Raw genomic sequence first — 15,775 nt, forward strand, 5'->3', positions numbered from 1 at the left:
CCGATCAGCACCTACCGTCCACGCCGAGCAGCGCCTACCGTCCGTTGAACGCATCCTTCAAGCGCGAGAACAGCCCCTGCTGCCCTGGCTTGAATTCGCCCATCGGCCGCTCCTCGCCCCGCAGCTTGGCCAGCCGCCGCAGCAGCTCCTCCTGCTCCGGGTCGAGCTTGTTCGGGGTCTGCACCTCGACGTGGACGATCAGGTCGCCCCGGCCGCCGCCGCGCAGGTGGGTGACGCCGCGCTGGTGGAGGGGGATCGACTGGCCGGACTGGGTGCCGGGCCGGATGTCGACCTCCTCCAGGCCGTCGAGCGTGTCCAGGGGCACCTTCGTACCCAGGGACGCCGCCGTCATCGGGATGGTGACCGTGCAGTGCAGATCGTCGCCGCGGCGCTGGAAGACCGGGTGCGGCAGTTCGTGGATCTCCACGTAGAGGTCGCCCGCCGGGCCGCCGCCGGGGCCGACCTCGCCCTCGCCGGCGAGCTGGATGCGGGTGCCGTTGTCCACACCGGCCGGGATCTTCACGGTCAGCGTCCGCCGCGAGCGGATCCGCCCGTCGCCCGCGCACTCCGGGCAGGGGGTCGGCACCACGGTGCCGAAGCCCTGGCACTGCGGGCACGGCCGGGAGGTCATCACCTGGCCGAGGAAGGACCGCGTGACCTGGGACACCTCGCCCCGGCCCCGGCACATGTCACAGGTCTGCGCCGAGGTGCCGGGCGCCGCGCCCTCGCCGCTGCAGGTCGTACAGACGACCGCGGTGTCGACCTGGATGTCCTTCGTGGTCCCGAAGGCCGCCTCGTTGAGCTCCACGTCGAGGCGGATCATGGCGTCCTGGCCGCGTCGGGTCCTGGACCGCGGGCCGCGCTGCGAGGCGGTGCCGAAGAAGGCGTCCATGATGTCGGAGAAGTTCCCGAAGCCCGCGCCGAAGCCACCGGCGCCGCCCCCGGCTCCGCCCGAGGCGGACAGCGGGTCTCCGCCCAGGTCGTAGACCTGCTTCTTCTGGGGATCGGACAAGACCTCGTAGGCGGCGTTGATCTCCTTGAACCGCTCCTGGGTCTTGGGATCCGGATTCACGTCCGGGTGCAGCTCGCGCGCGAGCCGGCGGAATGCCTTCTTGATCTCGTCCTGCGAGGCATCACGCCGCACGCCCAGGACTGCGTAGTAGTCCGTCGCCACTTACGACTCCGCCAGGATCTGTCCGACGTAACGTGCCACTGCGCGTACCGCTCCCATCGTTCCGGGGTAGTCCATGCGGGTCGGTCCGACCACGCCGAGTTTGGCGACCGCCTCGTCGCCCGAACCGTAGCCGACCGCCACGACCGATGTGGAATTCAGGCCCTCGTGAGCATTTTCATGCCCGATCCGTACGGTCATACCCGAGTCCTTCGCCTCGCCGAGCAGCTTGAGCAGAACGACCTGCTCCTCCAGCGCTTCCAGCACGGGCCGGATCGTCAGGGGGAAATCGTGTGCGAAGCGGGTCAGATTGGCGGTGCCGCCGATCATCAGCCGCTCCTCGGTCTCTTCGACCAGGGTCTCCAGCAGCGTGGCCAGGACCGTCGAGACGGTCGCCCGGTCCTCCTGCTCGAAGGACTCGGGCAGGTCCTGCACCAGCTGTGGCACATCCGAGAACCGCCGGCCCACGACCCGGCTGTTCAGCCGGGCCCGCAGGTCGGCGAGCGACTCCTCGCTCACCGGCGCCGGGCAGTCCACCATGCGCTGCTCGACCCGCCCGGTGTCCGTGATCAGCACGAGCATCACCCGGGCCGGGCTCATCGACAGCAGTTCCACATGGCGGACCGTCGAGCGGGTCAGCGACGGGTACTGCACGACGGCGACCTGCCGGGTCAGCTGCGCGAGCAGCCGGACCGTGCGCCCCACCACGTCGTCGAGGTCCACGGCGCCGTCCAGGAAGTTCTGGATGGCCCGCCGCTCCGGCGTGGACAGGGGCTTCACCCCCGCCAGCTTGTCGACGAAGAGCCGGTAGCCCTTGTCGGTGGGGATCCGGCCGGCGCTCGTGTGCGGCTGGGCGATATAGCCCTCGTCCTCCAGGGCCGCCATGTCGTTGCGCACCGTGGCCGGGGAGACGCCCAGCCGGTGCCGCTCGGTGAGCGCCTTGGAGCCGACCGGCTCCTCCGTCCCCACGTAGTCCTGGACAATCGCACGCAGTACCTCGAGTCTGCGTTCGCTGAGCACCGCGCGCACCTCCAGTCCAGCCGTCTCATCAGGTCTTCCCCCTGGCACTCGATGGACACGAGTGCCAGAACCCCTCAGCCAGTGTACGGCGGGGGCGCGGCGGGGTGCCATGGCCCGGGCGAGAGCCGCCGCTTTGCCGTGATCGGTCGGTGTGCGACTAAGCGGCCTTGGGTAGGTCCGGGTGGGAGAAGGAGCGGGTCGAGGGGCAAGCATGGGCGTGCCCCGTGAGGAGAGCGCAGCGGCGCTGCGTGCGACGAGCGGGGTGCGGCCAGGCGCCGCCCATCGGCACGCGACGCCGCCCGGACCTACCCGAGGTCGCTTAGCGTCTCCGTATGGACACCCGTTGGGAAGATCCGGGCGAGGAGTCGCGCTGGGAACGTCTGACCCCCTCGGTCGCCCGGTGCCGGCTGCCCGGCTGGGACGCGACCGTCGGCGCGATCGCCGGCCGGAGCGGCGTCCTGGTCGTGGACACCGGCGCCGACCTGGGCCAGGGCGCCCGGGTGCGGCGCGAGGTCACCCGGCTCTTCGGCCGCCGTCCCACCCACATCGCCCTCACCCACCCCCACTTCGACCATGTCCTGGGCACCGCCGCCTTCGCGGGCTGCGAGGTGTACGGGGCCGCCGGCCTGGACGGGCTGCTGCGCCGGGAGCGGGACGTGCTGCGCGAGGACGCGGTGCGCCACGGCGCGGATCCCGGCGCCGCCGCGGAGGCCGCCGACCACCTCGTGTGCCCGCACCACCCGGTGTCCGGCGAACTCACCCTGGACCTGGGCGGCCGCACCGTCCTGCTGGCCAACGTGGGCCCCGGCCACACCACCCACGACCTGGCCGTCCTGGTCGCCGGGCAGGCCCCCGGCGAGCCGGAGGTGGTCTTCTGCGGGGACCTGGTCGAGGAGTCGGGGCCGCCCCAGGCGGGCGCCGACGCGATCCCCGCCCAGTGGCCCGCCGCGCTGGACCGGCTCCTGGCCCTCGGCGGCCGGGACGCGCTGTACGTCCCGGGGCACGGGGCCGCCGTGGACGCCCGTTTCGTCCGGGCGCAGCGTGACGAACTCGCGGCTCGTTTCGGCGTGTCCTCCTGACGCCGGCGCTAGGGTCATTCGGGTGCGACAGTACGACCCGGACCTGACCCCGCCCTGGAAGCGCCAGGCGCCCGCGCCCGAGGTGCCCGCCGAACCCGATCTGGTGGTCGAGGAGGTCACCACGGGGTTCTGCGGTGCGGTGATCCGCTGCGAGAAGACCGCGCAGGGCCCCACGGTGACCCTGGAGGACCGTTTCGGCAAGCACCGGGTCTTCCCCATGGAGCCGCGCGGCTTCCTCCTGGAGGGGCGCGTCGTCACCCTGGTGCGCCCGCGCGCGGCCGCCCCCGCCGCCCCGCGCCGCACGGCCTCCGGCTCGCTGGCCGTCCCGCAGGCCCGCGCGCGCGTCGCCCGCGCGGGGCGCATTTACGTCGAGGGGCGCCACGACGCGGAGCTGGTGGAGCGGGTGTGGGGCGACGACCTGCGCGTCGAGGGCGTGGTCGTGGAGTACCTGGAGGGGATCGACGACCTTCCGGCGATCGTCCGCGACTTCTCCCCCGGCCCGGACGCCCGGCTGGGCGTGCTGGTCGACCACCTGGTCCCGGGCACGAAGGAGTCCCGGATCGCGGCCGAGGTCACCGACGAGCACGTCCTGGTCGTCGGCCACCCGTACATCGACGTGTGGGAGGCCGTGAAGCCCTCCTCGGTCGGCATCCCCGCCTGGCCCACGGTGCCGCGCGGCCAGGACTGGAAGACGGGCGTCTGCCGGGCGCTGGGCTGGCCCGCGAACACGGGGGCGGCCTGGCAGCGGATCCTGTCCTCGGTCCGCTCCTACAAGGACCTCGAGCCGGCCCTGCTGGGGCGGGTGGAGGAGCTGATCGACCACGTGACCGTGGGCGGCCCGGACCGGCCGTAGCGACCGCGCGAGGCTGTGTGCGGCCGTAGCGACCGCGCGCGGCCGTGTGCGACCGGGCGCGACCGCGTGCGGCCGCGTGCGACCGCGTCAGTCGACGAGGTCGCGCACCACCGCGTCGGCCAGCAGCCGCCCCCGCAGGGTGAGCCGCGCCCGGCCCTCGGCGTACGGCTCGGGCTCCAGCAGGCCGTCCGTCACGGCCCGGGCCGCCGCCGCGGCGCCCGCCGGGGCCAGCAGGTCGAGCGGGCAGCCCTCGGCGAGCCGCAGCTCCAGCAGGATCCGCTCCACCCGGCGCTCCTCATCGGTCAGCACCTCGCGGCCCGCCCCCGGGGACCGGCCCTCGCTCAGCGCCTGCGCGTAGGCGCCCGGGTGCTTCACGTTCCACCACCGCACGCCGCCCACATGGCTGTGCGCGCCGGGGCCCGCGCCCCACCAGTCGGCGCCGCGCCAGTACAGCTCGTTGTGGCGGCAGCGGCCCGCGTCCGAGGTGGCCCAGTTCGACACCTCGTACCAGCGGAATCCGGCCGCCGACAGCGCCTCCTCCGCGATCAGGTACCGGTCGGCGTGCACATCGTCGTCGGTCATCGGCACCTCGCCGCGCCGGATCCGCCGCGCGAGCTGGGTGCCCTCCTCGACGATCAGCGCGTACGCCGACACATGGTCGGGCCCGGCGCCCAGGGCGGCGTCCAGCGAGGCGCGCCAGTCGTCGTCGCTCTCCCCCGGGGTGCCGTAGATCAGGTCCAGGTTCACATGGTCGAACCCGGCCGCCCGCGCCTCGGCCACACAGCGCTCCGGGCGGCCCGGGGTGTGGGTGCGGTCCAGGACCCGCAGCACATGCTGCCGGGCGCTCTGCATGCCGAACGAGACCCGGGTGAACCCGGCCTCCCGCAGCCGCTCCAGATACCGCGGGTCGACCGACTCCGGGTTGGCCTCCGTGGTGACCTCGGCCCCCTCGGCCAGCCCGAACTCGTCCCGGACGGCGCCGAGCATCCGCCCGAGGTCGGCGGCGTCCAGCAGGGTCGGCGTGCCGCCGCCGACGAACACGGTCTCGACCCGCCGGGGGTCGTCGCCCAGCACCTTGCGGGCGAGGCGGGTCTCCTCGACGACCATCTCGGCGTAGTTCTCGCGCGAGGCGAGCACACCGCCGGATCCGCGCAGCTCGGTGGCGGTGTAGGTGTTGAAGTCGCAGTACCCGCAGCGGGTCGCGCAGTAGGGCACGTGCAGATAGAACCCGAGCGGCCGGCCGGCCGCCCCGGCCACGGCGCTCGCGGGCAGCGCGCCGTCCTGGGGCATGGGCTCGCCATCGGGCAGTACGGAAGGCATGGCCCCATTGTCCGCCATCGGCGCCGGAGCCCGGCCCGCCGCCGGCCACGCCTACGCCCCGGCCCCTCCTACCGCGTTCCACCCCGCCCTAGCGCGCTCGTCCTAGCGCGTCCTAGCGCGCCCGCAGGACCAGCATCGCCAGGTCGTCGTCCGGGGGCTCGACCGCGAAGGCGTGCACCGCCTCCCGGATCCGCTCCGCCACGTCCTTCGCGCCCAGTCCCGCGCAGTCCCCGAGCAGCGACGCCAGCCCGTTCCCGTCGTCGAACTGCCGGGCGCCGGATCTGTGCTCCGTGACCCCGTCCGTCACGCACACCAGCGTCTCCCCGGGCGCCAGCTCGAAGGTCTCGCAGTCGTACGCGACGTCCTCCACGACGCCCAGCAGGATCTGCGGCTCGGCCACGGTGCGCACCGACCCGTCGGGCCGGACGACCAGGGGCAGCGGGTGCCCGGCGCTGGCGAGGGTGCAGCGGACGCCGCCGTCGCCGTCCTCGCCGAGCGGCACCAACTCCCCGTACAGCAGCGACAGGAACCGGGAGACGCCACCGCCCACCGGCAGCCCCACGCCCGCGGCCACCGCCTCCGCCGCGCCCTCGACCGCGGCCTCGACGGCCTCCTCGCCGAGCATCCGGTTGAGCCGCTCCAGGACCGCGCCCACGCCGTACCCCTCACGGGCCAGCAGCCGCAGCCACGGCCGTACGAGCCCGGTCACCACGGCCGCCTCCGGCCCGTTCCCGCACACGTCGCCCAGGACGAAGACCCAGCGGCCGTCGCCCGCCGGGAAGATGTCGTAGAAGTCGCCCCCGGCCGAGGTGCCGCCGGTCGGCTCGTACACCACCGCCGACTCCACGCCCGGGATCTTGGCGAGCCGGGAGGGCAGCAGCCCGCGCTGCAGCACCCGGCTGATCGTCGCCTGCCGCGTGTACTGCCGGGCGGAGGCCAGCGCCAGCGCGACCCGGCGGGCGAAGTCCTCGACCAGGTCGGCCACCTCGTCCGGCACCCGCATCAGCCCGGCGCGGCCGAGCAGCAGGGTGCCGACGGCGCGCCCGCCCGCGATCAGCCGGCAGGCGAGGGCGGCGCCGCCGGGCCCGTACGCGGCGGGGTCGCTGGGCCACGGCCAGGGGACCGCCCGGCCGCGCGCGGTGGCGGGCAGCTCCGGCGGTTCCTTCTCCAGCAGCCGGCTGAGGGTCTCGATCCGGCTCTCGCTCGCGTGCCACACCATGGCGAGCCGCGGCGGGCCGCCTTCCGTGTCGAGCCACACCGCGCTCCAGTCGGCGAACCGCGGTACGAGCAGCTGGGCGGCCAGCGAGGTCACCAGGTCCTCGTCGAACTGCCCGGCCAGCAGCTCGGACGCGTCGGCGAGGAAGGACAACGCGCCCGCCCGGGTCCAGTCCTCGTCGGCGTCGCGGGCGCCGACGCGCGCGGGGGCGGGAGCCAGGAGCTCGACGACGTACGCGTCGTCGCCCGGCGAGTCGCCGTTCAGGCAGTCGCCGCCGCCCTTGAGGGCGCCGTTCCGCCGCGTGTCGTCCCTGAGGGAGCCCTCGGCGGACTCGACAAACCCCCCGGACTCAGCCGCCTCGCCGGACTCACCCGCCTCGGCGGAGCTGACGGGCAGCTGGAACCACACCGTCTTGCTGGCCCGGCGATAGGCCGTGCCCCAGCATTCGGCGAGCTCGGCGACCAGCCGCAGCCCGTGTCCCGCGCACCCCGGATCGTCCTCGTCGTGCGGCTCGCCGCGCAGGAACCGGGTGGGGTGGTGGTCCGTCACCTCGACGACCACGGAGGGCACTTCCCCGTCCCCGCTCGGCCCCTCCCCGCTCACCACGTCCAGCGCACAGCTCACCTCCACCGCCGTCCCGGCGTGCACCACGGCGTTGGTGACCAGTTCGCTCACCAGCAGCACCACCTCGTCCGCGACCCGGTCGGGGATCCGGCCGACGGCGGGGAAGTCGAGCGCGCTCCAGTCGGCGAGGGCCGCGCGGGCGAAGCGGCGCGCGGCGGAGGCCGCCAGGGGGTTGCCGGGCAGGCTGGTGCGCGCGGCGGCGACCCGCGCGGCCGGCGCGGCGCCGGGCACGGCCGCGAGCGCCGGCCCGGCTCCGGACCCGGGCCGGGGGCGGGGCACCACGCCCGGCACCGCCCCCGGCGCCGGATCGGAGGTGACAGAAGCGGGTGTGGCAGAAGAAGACGTCCCCACTGTGCGGCTCCTGAGCAGTCCCGGCGTAAACGCCGTAGTCCGACACCGACAGAGTGGCAGACATGCCGCCCTCATATGCGCCGAGTTACGCAAGTGAGCCGCGATGAGGGGAAAAATCAGGTGAACAGCGCGCCGGAGCCCGGGTGGTGGTGCGGAGGGACGCCTCGTACGGCGCATGGGCCCCACCCGGCACAGCCGCCCGCGGCGACCGGCGCGCCAGGAGTCCTCAGTCTTCCCGCGAGCCGGCGTACATATCCTCCAGCAGGTCCTTGTATTCCCGCTCGACTACCGGTCGCTTCAGCTTCAGGCTCGGCGTCAGCTCACCGTGCTCGACGTCCATGTCCCGCGGCAGCAGCCGGAACTTCTTGATCGTCTGCCAGCGCTGCAGCCCCTCGTTGAGCCGCCGCACATAGCCGTCGATCAGCTCCCGCACCTCCTCGGTGGCCACCACCTCGGCGTACGACTTGCCCTCCAGGCCGTGCTCCCGCGCCCAGTCCATGATCGTGGGCTCGTCGAGGGAGATCAGCGCGGTGCAGTAGTTGCGGTCCGCGCCGTGCACCAGGATGTTGGAGACGAACGGGCACACCGCCTTGAACTGGCCCTCGACCTCGGCCGGGGCGACGTACTTGCCGCCCGAGGTTTTGATCAGGTCCTTCTTGCGGTCGGTGATGGTGAGGTAGCCGTCCGGCGAGAGCTCGCCGATGTCACCGGTGTGGAACCAGCCGTCGGACTCCAGCACCTGCTCGGTCAGCTCCGGCAGCCCGTGGTAGCCCTGCATGATGGACGGGCCGCGCATCAGGATCTCGCCGTCCTCGGCCACCCGCACCTCCAGGCCCGGGAACGCCTTGCCCACCGTGCCGGTGCGGTACTCCACCGGGTTCAGGAAGCCGGGGCCGCTGGTCTCGGTGAGCCCGTAGCCCTCCAGGATGTTGATGCCGGCGCCGGCGAAGAAGTAGCCGATCTCGGGCGCGAGCGCGGCCGCGCCGGACACCGCGGCCCGCAGCCGCCCGCCGAACGCCTCGCGCAGCTTGGCATAGACCAGCTTGTCGGCGACGGCGTGCTTGGCCCGCAGGCCCATGGGCACGGAGGCGGTGCCGGTGCGGCGGAAGTTGTCCTGGGAGGTCTTGGCGTAGTCGCGGGCGACCTCGACCGCCCAGCGGAAGATCTTGTACTTGGCGGCCCCGCCCGCGCGCGCCCGCTGCGCCACGCCGTTGTAGACCTTCTCGAAGATCCGCGGCACGGCGCACATGTACGTGGGCCTGACCACCGGCAGATTCTCGATGATCTTGTCCTGCCGGCCGTCCACGGCCGTCGTGTGCCCGACGTACACCTGCCCCGCCGTCAGCACCTTGCCGAAGACGTGCGACAGCGGCAGCCACAGGTACTGCACATCGTCGGGGAAGAGGATCCCGTCGAGATTGCCGATCACGATGGCCATGTACGACCAGGTGTCGTGCGGCAGGCGCACGCCCTTGGGGCGGCCGGTGGTCCCGGAGGTGTAGATGAGGGTGGCGAGCTGGTCGGAGCGGAGCGCGTCCATGCACTCCCGCACCACGTTCGGGCGCTCGTCGAGGAGGGCCCGGCCGCGCTTCTCCAGCTCGGCGAGCGAGAGCACCCAGCCCTCGGGGTCGCCCTCGGCCGGGGTCGCGTCCCCGTCCTTGATCACCACGACGTGGGCCAGCTCGGGAAGCTCCTCGCGCTGCTCCCGCGCCTTGGCGAGCTGCGCGGCGTCCTCGGCGATCAGCACCCGGCTGCCGGAGTCGGAGAGGATGAAGGCCGTCTCCTCGGCGTTGGTGTTCGGGTAGACCGTGGTGGTCGCCGCGCCCGCGCACAGCACCCCGAGGTCGGTCAGGATCCACTCGATGCGCGTGGAGCAGGCCAGCGCCACCCGCTCCTCGGGACGGACGCCGAGATCGATCAGTCCGGCGGCGATGGCGAAGACCCGGTCCGCGGTCTCGCGCCAGGTCAGGGGCTGCCAGTCGTCGGGGCCTTCGCCCGAGGCGGGTGGGATCGGATAGCGGTAGGCCTCGGCGTCCGGCGTCGCCTCGACGCGCTGGAGGAAGAGCGTCGCCAGGGACGGCGGGCGGTTCTCGAGCAAAGTCTGTGTGTCGGTCACGGCATCCTCCGGAGCCCGCCTCATTGCTTGCCTCTGTGCTTATTGACTCGCGAGTAACCTTCGAGCAGTGATCAGGGTAAGGGGCGGAACCTTACCGCGTAAGGGGGGTTCGGCCACCTTGTCGAAACTTCGGGAACGGTGCGGCGGAACGTCGGGAGCGGTGCGGCGGAAGTGACGAATGAGTCAGCGGGCCCGCACCGGACCCGCTGACCCACGACCCGCCCCGGGGCGCGTCGGCTGCTTCTTCGGCTACTTCTTCGCCTTCGCGTCGCCCTCGGAGTCGGAGGACAGCACCGCGATGAAGGCCTCCTGCGGGACCTCCACGCTGCCGACCATCTTCATCCGCTTCTTGCCTTCCTTCTGCTTCTCCAGCAGCTTCCGCTTCCGGGAGATGTCACCGCCGTAGCACTTGGCCAGGACGTCCTTGCGGATGGCGCGGACCGTCTCACGGGCGATGACCCGGCTGCCGATGGCGGCCTGGATCGGCACCTCGAAGTTCTGCCGCGGGATCAGCTCGCGCAGCTTGGCGACCAGCCGGACGCCGTACGCGTACGCCTTGTCCTTGTGGGTGATCGCGGAGAACGCGTCGACCTTGTCGCCGTGCAGCAGGATGTCGACCTTGACCAGGTCGGAGGCCTGCTCGCCGGTGGGCTCGTAGTCGAGTGAGGCGTAGCCCCGGGTCTTGGACTTCAGCTGGTCGAAGAAGTCGAAGACGACCTCGGCGAGCGGGAGGGTGTAGCGGATCTCGACCCGGTCCTCGGAGAGGTAGTCCATGCCGAGCATCACACCGCGGCGGTTCTGGCAGAGCTCCATGATCGCGCCGATGAACTCGCTCGGGGCCAGGATGGTGGCCCGCACCACCGGCTCGTGGACCTGCGAGATCTTGCCCACCGGGAACTCGCTCGGGTTGGTGACCGTGTGCTCGGAGCCGTCCTCCATGTCCACGCGGTAGATCACATTGGGCGCGGTGGCGATCAGGTCGAGTCCGAATTCGCGCTCCAGGCGCTCGCGGATGACCTCCAGGTGGAGCAGGCCGAGGAAGCCGACGCGGAAGCCGAAGCCCAGGGCGGCCGAGGTCTCCGGCTCGTAGACCAGCGCGGCGTCGTTGAGCTGCAGCTTGTCCAGGGCCTCGCGCAGCTCGGGGTAGTCCGAGCCGTCCAGCGGGTACAGCCCGGAGAAGACCATGGGCTTGGGGTCCTTGTAGCCGCCCAGCGCCTCGGTGGCCCCGTTGCTGTGCTGGGTGATCGTGTCGCCGACCTTGGACTGGCGGACGTCCTTCACACCGGTGATCAGATAGCCCACCTCACCGACCGACAGGCCGTCGGCCGGGGTCATCTCGGGCGAGTTGGTGCCGATCTCCAGCAGCTCGTGGGCGGCGCCGGTGGACATCATCTTGATGCGCTCACGCTTGCCCAGTGTGCCGTCGACGACCTTCACGTACGTCACGACGCCCCGGTACGCGTCATAGACCGAGTCGAAGATCATCGCCCGGGCGGGGGCGTCCTTGACGCCCACCGGGGCCGGCACCAGCCTGACCACCTCGTTCAGCAGCTCGGCCACGCCCTCGCCGGTCTTGGCCGAGACCTTGAGCACGTCGGAGGGGTCGCAGCCGATGATGTGGGCCAGCTCGGCCGCGTACTTCTCGGGCTGGGCGGCCGGGAGGTCGATCTTGTTGAGGACCGGGATGATCGTGAGGTCGTTCTCCAGCGCCAGGTAGAGGTTGGCGAGGGTCTGCGCCTCGATGCCCTGGGCCGCGTCGACCAGCAGGATGCAGCCCTCACAGGCGGCGAGGGAGCGCGAGACCTCGTAGGTGAAGTCCACGTGGCCCGGGGTGTCGATCATGTTGAGGATGTGGGTGGCGCCCGCACCCCCGCCCTGATCCCCACCCTGGGTGGGCGCCCAGGGCAGCCGGACCGCCTGGGACTTGATCGTGATACCGCGCTCGCGCTCGATGTCCATGCGGTCGAGGTACTGCGCGCGCATCTGCCGCTGCTCGACCACACCGGTCAGCTGGAGCATCCGGTCGGCGAGCGTCGACTTGCCGTGGTCGATGTGCGCGATGATGCAGAAGTTACGGATGAGAGCCGGGTCGGTACGGCTCGGCTCCGGCACATTGGTAGGGGTCGCGGGCACGCAGGGTCCTGTGTCTAGGCGGGACTCGGTGTTGTCAGTCAGTCCATGGTCCCACGACTGGCGACCGCCTCCGGGTTCGGTACGCTTCCGGGCCCCCATCGGCGGACGCGCCGGACGGGGCTCGGGGCGCCCGGGGGTGGTGGTGCGGGGCGGCCCGGCTCGTGGTTTGGGTGGCCGGGAAGCCTGCTGGTAACCTGGCCGACTGTGTCTCGTGCCCCTCTCGCGCGCGACACCGGATGCGAAACGAAACAGCGAAATCCAACGAACCTGCGAAGGCTCTTTACGTGGCGAACATCAAGTCCCAGATCAAGCGGAACAAGACGAACGAGAAGGCGCGCCTGCGCAACAAGTCCGTCAAGTCCGAGCTGAAGACCGCGATCCGCCGGACCCGCGAGGCCGTGGCCGCCGGTGACGCCGAGAAGGCCACCGCCGCCGCCCGCGTCGCCGCCCGGAAGCTGGACAAGGCCGTCAGCAAGGGTGTCATCCACAAGAACAACGCCGCCAACAAGAAGTCGGCCCTGGCCCACCAGATCGCCGGCCTCCAGGGCTGATTTCCGGGGCGCCTCGCCCCACCCCGCCGGGATACGGGCACAAGCGGTCCCTCTCACCCGCTCCGACCGGCAGCCGGCAGCTTCGACTGCGGCACCGCGCCGCACGCGGCCTGCGTTCGCCACGCGGGTGCGGCGCACTCGGCTTCGAACGAAAGCCCCAGGCTCGTCCTTTCCCCGGGACAGCCTGGGGCTTTTGGCCTTTAATCGGGTATGTTCACGTCATGTCGATACCGGGGGAGTCTCCCAACCCGTACGGGCAGCCCCAGCAGCCCCAGCCACCTCAGCCCGGCGTGCCGGCCCCGCAGCCGAACCCGTACAGCCAGGGCCCGCAGCAGCAGTCTCCGTATCCGTACGCGCAGCCGACGATGCCGGCCATGCCCGCTGTCACCGCGCCGCCCCCGGGACCCGCCGGCTCCGGCGGCTGGTCCCCGCCCGAGACGGCGGCCGGCGGCGGATACGGCCCGATGGGCGCCCAGCCCCCCATGCCGCCCGCCGGCCCGGGCGGCCCGAGCGGCGGCGGCGGAAAGGGCTGGCTGTGGGCCCTGGGCGGGGCGGTCGTCGCCTCGGCCGTGTGGGCCGGGGTCGTCTTCTCGACCGGCGGCTTCGGGAGCGGCGAGAAGGAAGCCGATCTGGGGACCTACCAGTACGCGAGCGACCTGTGCGCCTCCAGCGACTTCACCCCCATCGAGAACGCCTCCTTCAAGGAGAAGGACAGCACCAGCGGGAGCAACCCGCAGCACAGCAGCTCGAAGGACCCGGCCATGGACTCGATGACGTGCAACGTCGACTATGAGCCGAGCACGTCCTCCAGCAGCGACTACTCCTCCGCCTGGCTCTACACGACGGCGTACCTGCACCGGAAGACGGACCCGACGCCGGAGTTCAAGGCGACGTACATGTCGTACAAGAACCAGAAGACCTCCTCCACCCACTACAAGGTGACCAAGGTCAGCGGCGTCGGCGACGAGGCGTATGTGGTGGCCCAGGAGTACGAGAGCAGCAGCAACAGCAGCGCCTATGTGATCCTCGGCGTGCGCGACGGCTGGATGACGTACCAGACGACGTGGTCGCAGTACGCGTCGAGCTCCTCGGACCACCCGGTCAAGAGCAACTCCGAGATCACGGAGATGCTGAAGGAGAGCGCCAAGGGGACGCTGGAGAAGCTGCAGAAGTAACGCGGACACCGAACCGCCCCGCCCCGGGGTCCGCCCCGGGCGGGCCGGGGCGGGGCGGGGGCTGTGTGCGATCCCGCGCCGCCCGCGCCAGGGCGCGGGGGCTAGCGGCCCGCGCGGGCGGCGCGGGCGATGGTGACCACTGCCTTCTCCAGCGCGTACTCCGGGTCGTCACCGCCGCCTTTGACCCCCGCGTCCGCCTCGGCCACCGCGCACAGCGCCACCGCCACGCCGTCCGCCGACCAGCCGCGCATCTGCTGCCGCACCCGGTCGATCTTCCACGGCGGCATGCCCAGCTCACGCGCCAGGTCGCCGGGGCGCGCGCCGCGCGGCGCGGAGGCGAGCTTGCCGATGGCGCGCACGCCCTGGGCGAGGGCGCTGGTGATCAGCACCGGCGCCACGCCCGTGGCCATGGCCCAGCGCAGTGCCTCCAGGGCCTCGGCGGTGCGCCCCTCGACGGCGCGGTCGGCGACGGTGAAGCTGGACGCCTCGGCGCGGCCCGTGTAGTAGCGGGCGACGACGGCCTCGTCGATGGTGCCCTCGACATCGGCGGTGAGCTGGGTGCAGGCGCTCGCCAGCTCACGCAGATCGCTGCCGATGGCGTCGACGAGCGCCTGGCAGGCCTCCGGCGTCGCGGACCGCCCGATGGCCCGGAACTCCGTGCGCACAAAGGCCAGCCGGTCGGCGGGCTTGGTCATCTTGGGACAGGCGACCTCCCGCGCGCCCGCCTTGCGGGCCGCGTCGAGCAGCCCCTTGCCCTTGGCGCCGCCGGCGTGCAGCAGCACGAGGGTGATCTCCTCGGCAGGGGCACCCAGATACCCCTTCACGTCCTTGATCGTGTCCGCCGAGAGGTCCTGCGCGTTGCGCACCACCACGACCTTGCGCTCGGCGAAGAGGGAGGGGCTGGTCAGCTCGGCCAGCGTGCCGGGCTGCAGCGCGTCCGGCGTGAGGTCGCGCACATCGGTGTCCGGATCGGCGGCCCGGGCCGCCGCCACGACCTGCTGCACGGCGCGGTCGAGCAGCAGGTCCTCCTGGCCCACGGCGAGAGTCACGGGGGCGAGCGGATCGTCGGTCGTCGTCTTCCTGGCCATCGCCGTCCAGCATCCCACGGACCGCCGACAGCCCGGCTTTCCGGATGCCCGACAATGATCCGGTGACCGACGCGCGACCCGACCCCGTACGACACGTCCTGGTGCTGCCCGACCGCGACGCGGCGGAGGAGGTGGCCGAGGCGCTGTCCGAGCGCTTCGGCGTCCCCGAGGAACCCCACCTGGTCCGCGACGCGCTGGCCGGGGAGGACGACGCGGAGGACGCGCAGTGGCTGGTGGTCGTGGAGGACCCGGCCGGGGCGCTGGACCCGGCGGCACTGGACGCGTTCGCCTCCGAATACGAGGGGTGGCTGGAGGCCGAGTAGCCCCGCCGGCCGTGCGGTTACGCGCTATCGGCGTGCGGAGTGAGCTCGACGCGCAGGTCCAGGTCAAGGGCCCGGGCGAGTCGGTCGAGGACCGGAATCGTGGGGACGGTACCGCCGCCCTCGAACCGCGCCACCGCTGACTGGGTCATCCCCGCTCGCCGCCCCAGCTCACTCTGCGACAGTCCGAGATCCGTCCGCCGTTCGCGGACCGTCTCACCAAGCTCGAAGCGCAGCCGCGCCGCCGCGTACTCCTCTTCGATCTCGGGCGTGAAGGCCCGTGCCAGACGCGCCTGCGCGAGGCCGGTCCGTTTGGTCTCGGTCTCAGCGGTCACGACTCCTCCTCATCCACGGTGTGGCCTTCCGACTGGCAGCGCTTGAGGGCCTGTCTCGCACGCTCCACCTCAGCAAACTCCCGCATGCGCGTCTTGGGAAAGACCGTGAGCATGATGATGCGTCGCTCAGGCGCGATCCAATACGTGATCCGGACCCGCTGGCCGCCACAGTAGAACCGAAGCTCGCGCAACTTCCCGTCCAGCTGACGCGTGTACGGCTCACCCAGGTGGACACCACGTTCCTCAAGCAGATCCAAGTGCATGAGGGCCTGCGCCCAGCGCTTGTCGTCCAGGCAGGCCAACCACGACTCCACCTCAGGCTCCAGTTCGACACTACCCCACCTCATAGCATTAACGCTATGGAAGGCGTCGGTGCCCGAGAGGTCGATCGAGGGTTGGTCCACCCGATCGAGACCGGGTCGG

14 protein-coding genes are annotated in these 15,775 nt (G+C 72.0%); 5 read left to right on the forward strand and 9 right to left on the reverse strand.

Annotated elements, in window-relative coordinates; genetic code table 11:
- Positions 1-34 precede the first annotated feature (34 nt).
- A complete protein-coding gene (gene dnaJ, locus BBH68_RS05425) occupies positions 35-1,174 on the reverse strand; it encodes a molecular chaperone DnaJ (RefSeq protein WP_065959255.1) in 1,140 nt (379 codons plus the stop codon).
- A complete protein-coding gene (hrcA, locus tag BBH68_RS05430; protein WP_065959356.1) occupies positions 1,175-2,191 on the reverse strand; it encodes a heat-inducible transcriptional repressor HrcA in 1,017 nt (338 codons plus the stop codon).
- Between the two features lie 332 nt (positions 2,192-2,523).
- Here hrcA and BBH68_RS05435 point away from each other — a divergent pair, with 332 nt between their 5' ends.
- Together BBH68_RS05435 and BBH68_RS05440 are read left to right on the forward strand one after the other, a co-directional pair.
- On the forward strand, positions 2,524-3,270 hold the full coding sequence (locus BBH68_RS05435) for an MBL fold metallo-hydrolase (protein WP_065959257.1): 747 nt from the start codon (positions 2,524-2,526) through the stop codon (positions 3,268-3,270).
- Between the two features lie 22 nt (positions 3,271-3,292).
- On the forward strand, positions 3,293-4,123 hold the full coding sequence (locus BBH68_RS05440; protein ID WP_065959258.1) for a DUF3097 domain-containing protein: 831 nt from the start codon (positions 3,293-3,295) through the stop codon (positions 4,121-4,123).
- 87 nt (positions 4,124-4,210) lie between these two features.
- Here the strand turns inward: BBH68_RS05440 and hemW are convergent, their stop codons facing one another.
- From hemW to lepA, 4 genes are all read right to left on the reverse strand, one after another.
- On the reverse strand, positions 4,211-5,443 hold the full coding sequence (gene hemW, locus BBH68_RS05445; RefSeq protein ID WP_065959260.1) for a radical SAM family heme chaperone HemW: 1,233 nt from the start codon (positions 5,441-5,443) through the stop codon (positions 4,211-4,213).
- 112 nt (positions 5,444-5,555) lie between these two features.
- Positions 5,556-7,565, reverse strand: coding sequence for a SpoIIE family protein phosphatase (locus tag BBH68_RS05450; RefSeq protein WP_425428777.1), 2,010 nt, complete (start codon positions 7,563-7,565; stop codon positions 5,556-5,558).
- Between the two features lie 295 nt (positions 7,566-7,860).
- Positions 7,861-9,750, reverse strand: a complete 1,890-nt coding sequence (locus tag BBH68_RS05455; RefSeq protein ID WP_065959261.1) for an AMP-dependent synthetase/ligase — start codon at positions 9,748-9,750, stop codon at positions 7,861-7,863.
- A 249-nt stretch (positions 9,751-9,999) separates the two neighbouring features.
- A complete protein-coding gene (gene lepA, locus BBH68_RS05460; protein WP_065959263.1) occupies positions 10,000-11,883 on the reverse strand; it encodes a translation elongation factor 4 in 1,884 nt (627 codons plus the stop codon).
- A gap of 284 nt (positions 11,884-12,167) precedes the next feature.
- Between lepA and rpsT the strand changes: the two genes are divergently transcribed.
- Both rpsT and BBH68_RS05470 read left to right on the forward strand, forming a co-directional pair.
- Positions 12,168-12,434, forward strand: coding sequence for a 30S ribosomal protein S20 (gene rpsT / locus BBH68_RS05465; RefSeq protein ID WP_065959264.1), 267 nt, complete (start codon positions 12,168-12,170; stop codon positions 12,432-12,434).
- A 221-nt stretch (positions 12,435-12,655) separates the two neighbouring features.
- Entirely contained in the window at positions 12,656-13,609 is a 954-nt protein-coding gene (locus tag BBH68_RS05470; RefSeq protein ID WP_245737907.1) for a hypothetical protein, read from the forward strand.
- Between the two features lie 101 nt (positions 13,610-13,710).
- On the opposite strand, the gene holA is transcribed toward BBH68_RS05470, so the two are convergent.
- Positions 13,711-14,697 (reverse strand): DNA polymerase III subunit delta, encoded by a 987-nt coding sequence (gene holA / locus BBH68_RS05475; protein ID WP_065959265.1) that lies wholly within the window; start codon positions 14,695-14,697, stop codon positions 13,711-13,713.
- A gap of 44 nt (positions 14,698-14,741) precedes the next feature.
- On the opposite strand from holA, the gene BBH68_RS05480 reads away from it, so the two are divergent.
- Entirely contained in the window at positions 14,742-15,020 is a 279-nt protein-coding gene (locus tag BBH68_RS05480) for a hypothetical protein (RefSeq protein WP_065959266.1), read from the forward strand.
- A gap of 17 nt (positions 15,021-15,037) precedes the next feature.
- Here BBH68_RS05480 and BBH68_RS05485 read toward each other — a convergent pair whose 3' ends face one another.
- Both BBH68_RS05485 and BBH68_RS05490 read right to left on the reverse strand, forming a co-directional pair.
- Positions 15,038-15,352: a helix-turn-helix domain-containing protein gene (locus tag BBH68_RS05485; RefSeq protein ID WP_065959268.1), complete on the reverse strand. Its 315-nt coding sequence runs from the start codon at positions 15,350-15,352 to the stop codon at positions 15,038-15,040.
- The gene (locus BBH68_RS05490; RefSeq protein ID WP_245737908.1) at positions 15,349-15,654 is read right to left on the reverse strand and encodes a type II toxin-antitoxin system RelE/ParE family toxin; all 306 of its coding nucleotides are present in this window, start codon (positions 15,652-15,654) and stop codon (positions 15,349-15,351) included. Before BBH68_RS05490 ends, BBH68_RS05485 begins: the two co-directional genes overlap by 4 nt.
- Positions 15,655-15,775: the final 121 nt, after the last annotated feature.

Origin of the sequence: Streptomyces sparsogenes (assembly GCF_001704635.1) — a bacterium.
In the GTDB taxonomy this organism is placed as follows: Bacteria; Actinomycetota; Actinomycetes; order Streptomycetales; family Streptomycetaceae; genus Streptomyces; species Streptomyces sparsogenes.